This window comes from Pseudomonas sp. LBUM1655, from assembly GCF_059716085.1.
Map to the genome: position 1 here is coordinate 4,146,758 of NZ_CP166801.1, position 13,857 is coordinate 4,160,614.

9 protein-coding genes and 1 pseudogene are annotated in these 13,857 nt (G+C 58.3%); 3 read left to right on the forward strand and 7 right to left on the reverse strand.

From position 1 onward, the window contains the following. Position 1 precedes the first annotated feature (1 nt). On the forward strand, positions 2-2,692 hold the full coding sequence (locus ACA074_RS18460; protein WP_497677552.1) for a DEAD/DEAH box helicase: 2,691 nt from the start codon (positions 2-4) through the stop codon (positions 2,690-2,692). 79 nt (positions 2,693-2,771) lie between these two features. Here the strand turns inward: ACA074_RS18460 and ACA074_RS18465 are convergent. The 4 genes and pseudogenes from ACA074_RS18465 to ACA074_RS18480 form a co-directional block, all read right to left on the reverse strand. Beyond that, positions 2,772-6,063: pseudogene (locus tag ACA074_RS18465) on the reverse strand (DEAD/DEAH box helicase). Positions 6,064-6,079: 16 nt separating this feature from the next. Beyond that, the gene (locus ACA074_RS18470; protein ID WP_401271867.1) at positions 6,080-6,817 is read right to left on the reverse strand and encodes an S-methyl-5'-thioinosine phosphorylase; all 738 of its coding nucleotides are present in this window, start codon (positions 6,815-6,817) and stop codon (positions 6,080-6,082) included. A 12-nt stretch (positions 6,818-6,829) separates the two neighbouring features. Next, entirely contained in the window at positions 6,830-7,840 is a 1,011-nt protein-coding gene (gene nagZ, locus ACA074_RS18475; RefSeq protein WP_401271868.1) for a beta-N-acetylhexosaminidase, read from the reverse strand. 158 nt (positions 7,841-7,998) lie between these two features. Beyond that, positions 7,999-8,706, reverse strand: a complete 708-nt coding sequence (locus tag ACA074_RS18480) for a TetR/AcrR family transcriptional regulator (protein WP_007910473.1) — start codon at positions 8,704-8,706, stop codon at positions 7,999-8,001. Between the two features lie 229 nt (positions 8,707-8,935). Between ACA074_RS18480 and lexA the strand changes: the two genes are divergently transcribed. Both lexA and sulA read left to right on the forward strand, forming a co-directional pair. Next, on the forward strand, positions 8,936-9,544 hold the full coding sequence (lexA, locus tag ACA074_RS18485; RefSeq protein ID WP_003226590.1) for a transcriptional repressor LexA: 609 nt from the start codon (positions 8,936-8,938) through the stop codon (positions 9,542-9,544). 10 nt (positions 9,545-9,554) lie between these two features. Continuing rightward, positions 9,555-10,028 (forward strand): SOS-induced cell division inhibitor SulA, encoded by a 474-nt coding sequence (gene sulA / locus ACA074_RS18490; RefSeq protein ID WP_489880936.1) that lies wholly within the window; start codon positions 9,555-9,557, stop codon positions 10,026-10,028. Positions 10,029-10,125: 97 nt separating this feature from the next. Here sulA and ACA074_RS18495 read toward each other — a convergent pair whose 3' ends face one another. From ACA074_RS18495 to topA, 3 genes are all read right to left on the reverse strand, one after another. Beyond that, a complete protein-coding gene (locus ACA074_RS18495) occupies positions 10,126-10,359 on the reverse strand; it encodes a hypothetical protein (RefSeq protein WP_008082203.1) in 234 nt (77 codons plus the stop codon). 106 nt (positions 10,360-10,465) lie between these two features. Beyond that, positions 10,466-10,990, reverse strand: coding sequence for a DUF6586 family protein (locus ACA074_RS18500; RefSeq protein WP_401271871.1), 525 nt, complete (start codon positions 10,988-10,990; stop codon positions 10,466-10,468). A 144-nt stretch (positions 10,991-11,134) separates the two neighbouring features. Next, positions 11,135-13,768: a type I DNA topoisomerase gene (gene topA / locus ACA074_RS18505; protein WP_489880934.1), complete on the reverse strand. Its 2,634-nt coding sequence runs from the start codon at positions 13,766-13,768 to the stop codon at positions 11,135-11,137. Between the last annotated feature and the right edge of the window lie 89 nt (positions 13,769-13,857).

A 13,857-nucleotide genomic window follows, 5' to 3' on the forward strand; every position in this document is an offset into this window, starting at 1 on the left:
TATGTCCGCGCCCCTGAGTAAACCGTTGGCACCCTCCTGGGTCAGCCGATTCAAGGAACAGAGCCTGGAGCGTGGCCGCCGCTACGCTTTGGAAAACCGGGTACGCATCGCCCAGGTCGGCGATGCGACCATTACAGCCAGTTGCGAAGGCTCTGGCGGTAACGTCTACCGTCAGACCATTCAACTGCGCGAGTCGGCAAAAAGCACTTTGCTGCTGGTCGACGCGGCATGCACTTGCCCGGTTCGCAGCAACTGCAAGCACTGCGCAGCGGTGCTGCTGAAAATCCAGGAAACCCTCGACTACCCCGCCGCCGCCAAAGACGCCGAACTACTGGAAAAACTTCAGGCCGTGTTGGAAAACCGCAGCCCGAAAGCGCCGCCGCAGGTGTTGGTCGACAACGTGCAACCAATACCGCGCCTGTGGCTGGCCAGTGTCGAGTTCAGCGCTTTCGAGCCGCGCAACGGCAAGATGCAGCGCTACATTCAACATCGCGCGGCGCTGTCGTTCAGTTATCTGGACGAATACGTCAGCGGGCAGAAAAACAGCGACATCCTGATTCGTCAGGAAACCCAGACGCTGCGGATAAAACGCCAACCGGAAGTCGAACAGTCCTACCGCGAACAGTTACGAATCCTCGGTTTCCGCATCGCCACGCGCCAAAGCAAAGCACTCCCGGAAAGCGCCGGCGAACTCTATGAGATGGTCAATGACAGCGCATGGCTGACCTTTACCCTCAACGATCTGCCGAAGCTGCGCACGCAAGGCTGGGAATTGCAGATCGATGAGGAGTTCGGCTTCGACCTGACCGCAGTCGATGACTGGTACGCCACCGTCGAACAGGCACCGGAGCGCGACTGGTTTGATCTGGAACTGGGCATCATCGTCAACGGCGAGCGCCTGAGCCTGCTGCCGATTCTGCTCAATCTGATGCGCTCGCACGCCGAGATTCTCAATCCGGAACGCCTCGCGCGCCGGCGCGACGACGAGCTGATTCTGGTCAATGTCCCCCAACGCAATATCGAACACGGGCCGTTGCAAGTTGCGCTTCCGCTGGGCCGACTGAAACCGGTGCTGGCGACCCTGGGCGAGTTCTATCTGCAAGAGCCCGGCGAAACCACCCTGCGCCTGAGCAAGGCCGACGCCACACGCCTGAATTCGCTGGAAGGCATTCCGCTGCTTTGGGAAGGCGGCGAGCAGATCCGCACGTTCGCCCAGCGCCTGCGCGACATCCGTGATTTCAGCACAGAAGCGCCGGAAGGCCTGAACGCGACGCTGCGCCCCTATCAGCTCGAGGGTTTGAGCTGGATGCAATCGCTGCGGCAACTGGAAGTCGGCGGGATTCTTGCGGATGACATGGGCCTGGGCAAAACCCTACAGACTCTGGCGCATATTCTTAGCGAGAAAAACGCTGGACGCCTGGATCGGCCGTGCATGGTGGTGATGCCTACCAGCCTGATTCCGAACTGGCTCGATGAAGCGGCGCACTTTACGCCGCAACTGAAAGTCGTGGCGCTATATGGCGCCAGCCGCAAGAAGCACTTCGAGCATTTGGCCGACTTCGACTTGATCCTCACCACCTACGCGCTGCTGCCCAAGGACGTCGAGATTCTGGCCAAACAGCCGCTGCATGTGTTGGTGCTGGATGAAGCGCAATACATCAAGAACCCGAACAGCAAAGCCGCTCAAGCGGCCCGCGATTTGAATGCGCGCCAGCGCCTGTGCCTGAGCGGTACGCCACTGGAGAATCACCTCGGCGAACTGTGGTCGCTGTTTCACTTTCTGCTGCCCGGCTGGCTCGGCGACGTCAAAAGCTTCAACGCCGATTACCGAGTGCCGATTGAAAAGCGCGGCAGTGAAGTCAGACTTCAGCACCTCAACGGTCGGATAAAGCCGTTTCTGCTGCGCCGCACTAAAGAGCAGGTGGCCACCGAACTGCCGCCGAAGACTGAAATCATCCATTGGGTCGATCTCAACGAAGCCCAACGCGACGTGTACGAAACCATGCGTTTGGCCATGGACAAGAAAGTCCGCGACGAGATCACGCGCAAAGGGGTGGCGCGCAGCCAGATCATCATTCTTGAGGCGTTGCTCAAGTTGCGTCAGGTCTGCTGTGATTTGCGCCTGGTCAACGACGCCACCCTGCCCGCCCGCGGCAGCACCTCGGGGAAGCTCGACAGCCTGATGGAAATGCTTGAGGAGTTGTTCGAAGAGGGTCGGCGGATTCTGCTGTTTTCGCAGTTCACTTCGATGCTGTCACTGATCGAGAACGAGTTGAAAAAACGCAATGTCGCTTACGCCTTATTGACCGGCCAAACCCGGGATAGGCGCACGCCGGTGAAGGAATTTCAGAGCGGCAAGCGTCAGATCTTTCTGATCAGCCTGAAAGCCGGCGGCGTAGGTCTGAACCTGACCGAAGCGGATACGGTGATTCACTACGATCCGTGGTGGAACCCGGCGACCGAGAATCAAGCGACTGACCGCGCGTACCGGATCGGCCAGGAGAAACCGGTGTTCGTCTACAAGATGATTGCCCGGGGCACGGTCGAAGAGAAGATTCAGCATTTGCAGAAGGAAAAGTCCGACTTGGCTGCGGGCGTTCTGGATGGACGCAAGGCTGGCGACTGGAAATTGCAGAATGACGATATTGAAGCGTTGTTTGCGCCGTTGCCGGATAAGCTCGACAAGCGCTGAGATGTTTGTCGCCTGTTAGATAGCTATCGCTGGCAAGCCAGCGATGGGGCCATCAAATATTGGTATCCGGCTTAGGCAATCAACCCTTGGCAACAGGCAACGGCGCAAATAATGCCTCGATGTCACTCTGCTCCAGCTTCCACCCACCCGTCGTGCCACCCTCGAGCACCGCCCCAGCCAATGCAGCCTTCTCCTGCTGCAACGCCTGTATTTTTTCCTCTACCGTGCCACGAGCTATCAGCTTGTAAACGAACACCGGATTGTTTTGCCCGATTCGATACGCACGATCGGTTGCCTGATTTTCCACCGCCGGGTTCCACCAAGGGTCGAAGTGGATAACCGTGTCCGCAGCGGTCAGATTCAAACCGGTACCCCCAGCCTTCAGACTGATCAGAAACAGCGGCACCTTGCCGCCCTGAAAATCCTTCACCGGTGTGCGCCGATCCGTGGTTTCACCGGTCAGCAACGAATAGGCAATGTCACGTTGCTGCAACTCTTGCTCGATCAAGGCCAGCATCGAGGTGAACTGGGAGAACAGCAGGATCCTGCGCCCCTCGCCCAGCAACTCTTCGAGCATTTCCATCAGGCTGACCAGCTTGCCACTCCCGGAGCGCAGCGCCTTTGCCGTCAACGGCATGTTGATCAGGCGTAAGTCGCAACAGACCTGACGCAGCTTGAGCAAGGCATCCAGAATGATGATCTGACTGCGCGCCACGCCACTGCGGGCAATTTCGTCGCGCACTTTTTTGTCCATTGCCACGCGAACCGTTTCATAGACATCGCGCTGGCCGTCGCTCAGATCAACCCAATGGACAATCTCGGTTTTCGGCGGCAACTCGGTCGCCACCTGATCCTTTTTGCGGCGCAGTAAAAAGGGTTTTATCCGCGCCGTCAGATGCTGCATGCGCTCGGCGTTGCCGTGCTTTTCAATAGGCGTGCGGTAGTCGCGATTGAAGGATTTGCTGTCGCCGAGCCAACCGGGCATCAAGAAGTGGAACTGCGACCACAGCTCACCCAAGTGGTTTTCCAGCGGCGTGCCGCTCAAGCACAAGCGCTGACGGGCCTGCAAAACGCGCGGCTTGAGCTGCCTTGCTGAGCGGATTTTTGATGTTCTGCGCCTCATCTAGAATCAGCACGCTCCACAGCCGCGGCTGCAGAACTTCAAGATCCCTGGGCAGCAAGGCGTAAGTAGTCAGCACCAAATCGTATTCAGCAAAACTGGCGAAGTCTTTTTTCCGCGCGGTGCCATGCAGCGCCAGCACCTTCAACTGCGGCGTGAAACGCAGTGCCTCGTCCAGCCAGTTGGGGATCAGACTGGTGGGCATCACGGCCAACGCCGGATGATCAAGCCGCCCGGCCTGCTTTTCAGTCAACAGGTGAGCCAGGGTTTGCAAGGTTTTACCCAGCCCCATATCGTCACCGAGAATGCCGCCAACCTCCAGCTCGCGCAGGGTTTGCATCCAGTTGAGGCCTTCGAGCTGATAAGGTCGCATCTGCGCGTTGAGTCCGGCCGGCGCGGCGACTTGCGTATGAGTTGACTCACGCAGGCGCTTGGCAAAATTGCGCAGCCGCTCGCCACCCTGCCAATCGAGCGATACACCTTCAAGCAAACTCAGGCGCGCTGCATCGGGAGCACTCAAGCGCAATTTATCGCCGAGATGATTGCCCAGATACAACTCACTGAGCGTGGCCATCAGCGGTTTGACCCGGCCAAAAGGCAGGGCGACTTTGCCACTGATGTTATTGCTGAAGCGACCGGCACCCAACTCGACCAACAGCAGCTCATCATCACCGCGCTGAGCGAGTCTGGCTGGATCGAGAAGCAGTGGATGAGTGCGCAACAGGTGCAGAAAAATCGGCAACAGGCTGTGGCGTTCGCCGTTAACGACAATCCCTAATTGCAAATCAAACCACTGCCGTCCCGACTCTTCCTCAACCTCGGCGTACCAATGCTCGACCGGCTCTACGTTGAAATGGAAGTTCTTGCTGACGTCAATCTGCCAGCCTGCCTCGCGCAATGCGGGAATGCCATTTTGAGCAAAGGTGAGCCACGTTGAATCATCGGGCAGGTCAAATCTCTCACCCGGATGATCAACGCTGCTTTTGCGCGTGGCCTTCTTGAAGCCGTGTTTCTGTAGCTGCTGACGCAGGGCTTTTTCGGCAGCAGGCTGACGCTGAATACGCAGGGTTTCAACGCCCGCAAGAACCATCACCTGCGGGTTGCGATCCTGGACGGGATGACCGTCGTAGGTGAACAGCAAAGCTGCACGGTGCTCGGGTTCGTACTGCCAGCGCATGTAGCGTTTGCCGCTGGCGAGGGTCAGATGAGCCTTGGGCAACACATCATCGACGATCCGCTCCGTGAGCTGGTGCGGCGGGGCCACTTGCGTTGCCGCACTCATCCTATGGCTGAACTGCATCGCTTGGCGGGCCGGAATCTCTGGTGCCAATGCCAAATGACAGGCGAGTTTCTCATCGAGCTCGTTAAACAGCGGGCCGATGTGGTGCCGCTCGCGATCCAGATAATACAGCGGCTCCAGCGCGAGTACGGTTTCCACCGACGCCTCATCGCTGCTCCATTGCGGGCGAAAACTGCCATTGGCTTGTTCGGCCCAGGCAAACTGCGCGCTTCTTCTGGCGCCCGCAGTCAGCGGCTGCAACACTTCAAAATCCAGATACAGGCGCGACGTTTTCAACAGCATTTCGAGCAGTTCGGCGCCACTGCTGCCCTCCAGCGGATAGCCACTGTAATAGGCATGATGGGAGTGCATGGCCACGAGCAGCCTGGCAATTCGCAGATCAAGTTCGGTCAGATAACCGGGCTGACGCATCAGCATGTCTGATAGCGAGAACAACGGTTTGACGTCGCGCAGCTCGCCGCTCTTGAGCTGGTAGACCTTGAAGATTTCTACCAGCCACTTGCCCGGCACCGGTGTTGCATTGAGTTTGTAAAAGAGCCGCGTACTGGCCGCTTGCGAGGTTTCTTCAGTGGGCTGGGTCGCCACAGGAATACTGGAGAGCCAATGTTCCAGTGATCGGCTCAGTTGAACCGGGGCATCACTTTCAGGCGCTTTATCGGCGCGAGCCTGCAAGTGAAAGAGCACCGCCGCGCTGTGCTTGCAATTGATCTCGACCGGACAGGAGCAAAAGCAACGCAGACCGAATTGCTCCTGCTGATCTTTAATCAAGTAGATGATCTGTTGATAGACGTAGTTTTCAGAACCCGCGCAGGCCGCCTCAATCATCTCGTCATCGACTAAATGGATTTCTATCCTATCCTCGATGGCGTAATCGCGAGCCTTGGCCAGAGCATTACGGCTGAATGCCTCAGTCCACGGCAGCGAGTGAAGCTGACTGATGATTGTCGTCATGGCGTTTATCACCCCTTCAGCCGGCCAACAACCGCGCCAACGCCGACTTCACCTTCCCCAGCCCGTCATGCAACGCCTGCTCGATCTCGGCCATGGTAATCACTTCGGCGGTCTTGCCCGCTGCCGGATTCACCACCAGCGCCAGACACGCATAGTCCAGATCCAGCTCACGAGCCAGAGCCGCTTCCGGCATACCGGTCATGCCAACAATGTCGCAACCATCACGCTCCAGTCGCACGATCTCCGCAACAGTCTCCAGGCGTGGGCCTTGGGTACAGGCGTAAACACCCTGATCGCTGTACTCGCAACCTTCGGCGGCCACCGCAGCAATCAATTGCTGACGCAGCGGCTCGCTATAGGGGAAGCTGAAATCGATGTGGGTGACATGTTCCAGATCATCGGCGAAGTAAGTGTGCTCGCGCCCGCTGGTGTAATCGACGATCTGATGTGGCACGCAGAAATGCCCGGTGCCCATCGCCGGATGAATCCCGCCAACGGCATTGACCGCAATGATCGCTTCGGCACCTGCCTGCTTCAGCGCCCACAGATTGGCGCGGTAGTTGACCTTGTGCGGCGGGAAACGATGCGGGTGGCCGTGACGGGCAAGGAACAGCACTTCCTTGCCGGCATATTCGCCGATTTGCACGTCGGCCGACGGCGCGCCGTAAGGGGTGTCCACCGCCAGCGATTGGCGAATGCTCAGACCTTCAAGCTGGGTCAGGCCGGTGCCACCGATGATTGCGTAAACCGTCATAGCGAAAAATCCTCAATCGATCAGTTGAGCTTCTTTCAGCGCGCCGATAGCGGTGAGCCAACGCGGATCCTGACGGTAGTCGGTGCTGGCGAACGCCTGACCACGCATCCTCGCGATGCGCGCCGATGGCTTGACCTTCATCCGTTGTGCGGCGCTCAAGGCCAACTCGGCGGCGGCGCGGTCGTTGCACACCAGGCCCATGTCGCAACCGGCACTGAGTGCCGCTTCGATACGACTGGCGGCGTCGCCGACCACGTGGGCGCCAGCCATCGACAGATCGTCGCTGAAGATCACGCCGTCAAACTGCAACTCGCCGCGCAGGATGTCCTGCAACCAGCGGCGGGAGAAACCGGCGGGCTGCGAATCGACTTGCGGGTAGATAACGTGGGCTGGCATGACCGCAGCCAGATGCTTGCTGAGTCTGGCGAAGGGTACGAGGTCGTTGGCGCGGATTTCGTCGAGGCTTCGCTCGTCATTCGGGATCGCGACATGAGAGTCCGCTTCGGCCCAGCCGTGACCAGGGAAGTGCTTGCCGGTGGCGGCCATCCCGGCGCTGTTCATGCCACGGATGAAGGCTCCGGCGAGCAGAGCGGCGCGCTCGGCATCTCCTTCGAACGAACGCGTGCCAACCACGGCGCTGCGTTGGTAGTCCAGATCGAGCACCGGGGCGAAACTCAGGTCGAGTCCGACCGCCAGCACCTCGGTGGCCATGATCCAGCCGCATTGCTCGGCCAGATATTCGGCGTTCGGATTGTCGGCGATGGCGCGCATGGCCGGCAGGCGCACAAAGCCTTGGCGCAGACGCTGCACGCGGCCGCCCTCCTGGTCCACCGCCAGCAGCAGATCCGGACGAATCGCACGGATCGCCGCGCTGAGTTCACGCACCTGGCGCGGATGCTCGATATTGCGGGCAAAAATGATCAGGCCGCCCACTTCGGGCTGGCGCAACAATTGGCGATCTTCGGCCGTCAACCAGGTACCGGCGACGTCCACCATCAACGAGCCTTGCAGGCCAGCAGTCATAGAGATTCCTTGAAAACGAAAAACCCGTTGCGCACGAGATCGCCACCGAAGGCAGTGCCCGGCAGGTCAGCGATATCGATAGAGAACGGGTTCAGAACGAGAGTCGGCATGGGCGGCTAGCTTAGCGGATACAAGCTGCCGCGCCCACCCGTGTGCGGTCAAACCTTGGCGGCTACCGGCGTTGATTTGCTGCGCGGGCGCAACTGCGCGGTGGCCATGGCAGCGTCGGTGACGCCGGTCTCTGCGCGCATGCCTGCGGCAAGGAACGGCACCATCAGGCGCATGACTTGTTCAATGGAGGTGTTAACGCCGAAATCGGTCTCTGCGATCGCACGCAAAGCCTTGATGCCGGACATGCTGAACGCCGCCGCACCGAGCATGAAGTGCACGCGCCAAAACAGTTCTATCGGAGGAATGCGCGGCGCCGCCTCGTTGACCAGCAGCATGTAACGGCGGAACACCTTGCCGTACATGTCTTCCAGATAACGACGCAGGTGCCCCTGGCTTTGGCTGAACGCCAAACCGAGCAACCGCATGAAGATCGACAGATCATTGCCACTGCGCGGCTGGACCACGAGCGCCTGCTCAACAAGGATTTCCAGCAACTCTTCGAGGGTCGGCTTGTTTTCAGGCTTGGCTTGGCGTCGCTCCAGTTCCTTATCGAGGCTGATACAGAACGGCCCGAGGAATCGCGAGAAAACGGCTTGAATCAGCGCTTTCTTGGAGCCGAAATGATAATTCACCGCTGCCAGGTTGACGCCAGCCTTGCTGGTAATCAAACGCAATGAGGTTTCAGCGAAACCTTTCTCCGCGAACAACTGCTCGGCAGCATCAAGAATGCGTTCAACGGTTTCCGACTGGGCCATGGCTACTCCGCCTGACAAACACTTGTTTGAAACATACGTTTCAGCCTGTGCCTTGTCAAGCCTGCCTGTTCGTTTTGGGAATGGTCGGTCAGCTATTTAACCACACAAGGCCATTGCATTAATAAGCACGTCTGCCGACCGTCCGGCGGCCTGCAAAAAAACGGGCATTGCCAAGAACGCTTCACTGTATATAATCCCAGTCACTGTATAAAAAGACAGAGCGATCATTATGCTAAAGCTGACGCCACGCCAAGCCGAGATTCTGGCCTTCATCAAACGTTGCCTCGAAGACAATGGCTATCCGCCGACCCGCGCGGAAATCGCTCAGGAACTGGGTTTCAAATCGCCCAATGCTGCGGAAGAACACCTCAAGGCACTGGCCCGCAAGGGCGCCATCGAAATGACCCCGGGCGCTTCTCGCGGCATTCGAATCCCTGGTTTCGAAGCCAAGGCCGACGACTCTACCCTGCCCATCATCGGCCGAGTCGCAGCCGGCGCGCCGATCCTTGCCCAGCAGCACATCGAAGAATCCTGCAACATCAATCCGGCATTCTTCCACCCACGTGCCGACTATCTGCTGCGCGTGCACGGCATGAGCATGAAGGACATTGGCATTTTCGACGGCGACCTTCTGGCAGTCCACACCACCCGTGAAGCGCGTAATGGCCAGGTTGTCGTCGCCCGCATTGGCGATGAAGTGACCGTCAAACGCTTCAAGCGTGAAGGCAGCAAAGTCTGGCTGATCGCAGAAAACCCTGAATTTGCCCCCATCGAAGTCGACCTGAAAGATCAGGAACTGGTGATCGAAGGCTTGAGTGTCGGCGTAATCCGCCGCTAAAGGAGGCTTTATGCAGTTCCCACACACACCTCAGCAAACACAACTGCCTTTATTCGATGCGTTTCTGGCGCAACCGATGGCGCCGATCCTGAAAGACGTGGTCGAACGCCCTTGGAATGCCGAACCCGAAGTATTCAGTGAGCTGTCACTGCGCGGTGCGACCGGGAGCTGCCTGAACCTGCTCGCCCCGATACTTCGCGAATTGAGCGACGATCAAGACGCACGCTGGCTGACGCTGATTGCGCCACCCGCCAGCCTGACCCAATCATGGTTGCGGGATGCAGGCCTGAACCGCGAGCGCATTCTGCTGCTGCAACCCAGAGGCACACAAAGTGCTCATCAATTGGCCTGCGAAGCGTTGCGTCTAGGTCGCAGCCATACGGTAGTCACTTGGCTCAACCCACTGAACACGAGTTCACGACAACAACTGATCAGCGCTGCACGCACAGGCGACGCTCAGAGTCTGAACATTCGATTGGGTTGATTGGCTGGTTTGGTGCGCTGTTTGAAGCGCAGGGCTTCTCCATGGATAGAGAAGCCGATCTGAAGCGGTATCGACAGGAACCAAAAGCAGTCGGGAATCAATGAAGAACCCGAGGCCCTTCTTCCTTATCAAACTCACCTTCAATCATCCGGCCTGCCATCTGCACGCCGACGCTCAACATCGCCTTGGCGATTTCCACGTGCTGGCCCTGCAGGAATGTCTTGGCATCCTCGGAGAAATCCAGAGTCACCAAAGAACCCTCGTCCTCAGCCCTGCGCAGTTCGATTCGGCCGTCGGGTAACTCGACAATTTCTAGAAAGGACGTTGGCATATAGGTCTGTTCTCCACGAAAGGCAGGCATTATATAGACATCATTCAGGCTTCGCTCGGGATCTTGACCAGCAGCATGTTTCAGATTGCCACCGTGTCAATCCTCGTCAGCACTCGTTCAAACCTTCGCGAAAACGAATGGCCAGACCTTTGAGGTTTTGCCGCCAACTCTCAAGCTCCTCTCGACTCAACTCCTGCGGCGCCTCTTCCTCATCCAGGTTAACCGCCTGAATCAATGGCTGTGTGACGTCACCCTTGGGCTTGCGTGGCGCCCGTGGCGGCTGGAACAGCGCCGAATGCGCTGCCAACAGTTTTGCCAGCCAGGTTTCCGGATTGCCCGCCAGTTCAACCATTTCAGCCAGCTCGGGAATGGCAATCGACTCCAGCACTTCGCGTGTCAGCAACATCTCGGCCCGTGGCGCATTGGCCTGCGGCAGTCGATAGAACCCGGCGATCTCGTGACACAAACCCAACAGCGCGCCGTACAAGTGGAACAACGCCGATTCGCGCCCAGCCTGAATCAGCGCCAAGGAGTTCATCGCCCGCCCCTCTTCAGCCCGAGCCAAGGCTTCCAGCGACAGGCCGGCGAAATAGATTTTCTGATTGGTACGGGTATAGAACTCGTGGGCCATGACGGCAGTCTCCACAACGAAATAATTGCTTCACACAGGCCGGACAGTGTCGTGGATCAGCCGATCTCACCGCAAGCACAAAACAAAAAGGCCGCATGAAATCCCATAGGTTCTCATGCGGCCTTTTCAGTATCAGCCTAACGCTTACTCAGCCTTGGCCTTTGCAGAGCGCTTGTCTTCAACCGTCCATTTACCACCGTCGAAGTACGCCTTCCAACCGGTAGGCTTGCCGTCGACTTCGGTCTGCACGTATTGCTCCTTGGTCTTGCGGCTGTAGCGGATCACCGCTGGCAGACCATCAGGATCCTTCTGCGGCGCTTCGCACAGGAAGTGGTACTTCGGATCGATTTCGTCCTTGTGCGGCAGAATCTCGATCACCAGCGGAGCACGGGTCTCACGGTTTTTCGGGAACTGACTGGCCGCCAGGAACAGACCAGACGCACCGTCACGCAGGATGTAGGTGTCGTTGACCTTTTCGCATTTCAGCTCAGGCATCTTCACCGGATCCATCTTCGGCGGCGCCGCATCACCGCTTTTCAGCAGTTTGCGGGTGTTCTTGCACGTCGCATTGGTACAACCGAAGAACTTGCCGAAACGGCCGGTCTTGAGCTGCATCTCGCTGCCGCACTTGTCGCACTCCAGGCTCGGACCTTCGTAGCCCTTGATGCGATAGCTGCCTTCTTCGATTTCGTAGCCCGCGCAATCCGGGTTGTTACCGCAGATGTGCAGCTTGCGCTTCTCGTCGAGCAGGTAAGCGTCCATCGCCGTGCTGCAGATCGGGCAGCGATGTTTGCCACGCAGTACCAGCGATTCCGACTCACCTTCGTCGTCCGCAGCGATCTCGTCGCCCGGCACCAGATTGACAGTGGCCTTGCAGCGTTCTTTCGGTGGCAGGCTGTAACCCGAGCAACCGAGAAACACGCCAGTCGATGCAGTACGGATCTGCATCGGGCGGCCGCAAGTCGTGCACGGAATGTCAGTCATGACCGGCTGGTTGGCACGCATGCCGCTTTCAGGGTTTTCGGCTACTTCCAGTTTCTTTTTGAAGTCGCCGTAGAACTCGTCCAGCACGTTTTTCCAGTCACGCTCGCCCTGGGCCACGTCATCGAGGTTCTCTTCCATGCCGGCGGTGAAGCCATAGTCCATGAGGTTCGAGAAGCTCTCCGACAGACGCTCGGTAACGATGTCGCCCATCTTTTCCGAATAGAAACGACGGTTATGCAGGGTCACGTAACCGCGATCCTGAATGGTCGAAATAATCGCCGCGTAGGTCGAAGGACGACCGATGCCGCGCTTTTCCATTTCCTTCACCAGACTGGCTTCGGAGTAACGCGCCGGCGGCTTGGTGAAGTGCTGCGATGGATCTAGCTTGATCAGCTTCATCACATCGCCCTGCGCCATATCGGGCAGCACGTCGTCGTCACCAGGTTTGGCAATTTGCGGCATAACGCGGGTGTAACCGTCGAATTTCAGGATACGGCCCTTGGCGCGCAGCTCGAAATCACCAGCACCGACGCTGACGGTAGTCGACAGGTACTGCGCCGGCAGCATCTGGCAAGCCAGGAATTGACGCCAGATCAGCTCGTAGAGACGCTCGGCATCACGCTCCATGCCGGCAAGCTTGCTCGGAATGGTATTGGCATCGGACGGACGAATCGCTTCGTGAGCCTCTTGTGCGCCTTCCTTGCTGCTGTAGACGTTTGGCGTTTCCGGCAGGTATTTCTTGCCGAACTCGTCTTCGATATAAGCACGCGCCATCGTCACGGCATCCGCCGAGAGGTTGGTCGAGTCGGTACGCATATAAGTGATGTAGCCGGCTTCATACAGACGCTGGGCCATCATCATGGTTTTCTTCACGCCGAAGCCCAGGCGGTTGCTCGCAGCCTGTTGCAACGTAGACGTGATGAACGGTGCCGACGGCTTGCTGCTGGTCGGTTTGTCTTCGCGCTTGACGATGCTGTAGCTGGAAGATTTGAGCTTCTCCAGCGCGGCCATGGCCTGGGCTTCGTTCAGCGGCTTGAAGGCTTCGCCTTTCTCGCGGGCGACTTCGAAACGTACTGTCGATCCCTTGGTGGTGCCGAGATCGGCATGCACTTCCCAGTACTCTTCCGGGTTGAACGCACGGATTTCACGCTCACGCTCGACCACCAGTTTCACGGCAACCGATTGCACACGACCGGCGGACAGGCCACGGGCGATTTTGGCCCACAGCAGCGGCGAGACCATGTAGCCAACGACGCGATCGAGGAAGCGACGCGCCTGCTGAGCGTTGACACGATCGATGTCCAGCTCGCCCGGCTTGGAGAAGGCCTCCTGAATGGCCTTTTTGGTGATTTCGTTGAACACCACGCGCTTGTAGCGGCTGTCGTCACCACCGATGGCTTCGCGCAGGTGCCAGGCAATGGCTTCCCCCTCGCGATCCAAGTCGGTTGCGAGATAGATGGTGTCAGCATCTTTGGCGAGCCTGCGCAGCTCTTCGATCACCTTCTCTTTGCCCGGGAGGATCTCGTACTTGGCTTTCCAGCCATGATCGGGATCGACACCCATACGCGAGACGAGCTGCTTGCGCGCCTTCTCCTTCGGCGTGAGCACCGGACCTTCGCCTGCGGCAGCCTTGCCGCGCTTGGCGGCTGGCTCTTTGCTGGCGCTAGCCGAACCGCTGGTGGGCAGGTCTCGGATATGGCCGATACTCGACTTCACCACGTATTGGTTACCCAGATACTTGTTGATGGTCTTGGCCTTAGCCGGGGATTCCACAATGACCAGCGATTTGCCCATGGATCAGAAAATTCCTGAATTCTAGAAGTGAAAGGCGGTTGGCGCCTGACGCGGCACCGCTATATATAGTTGATACAAGGTGAGGTCAA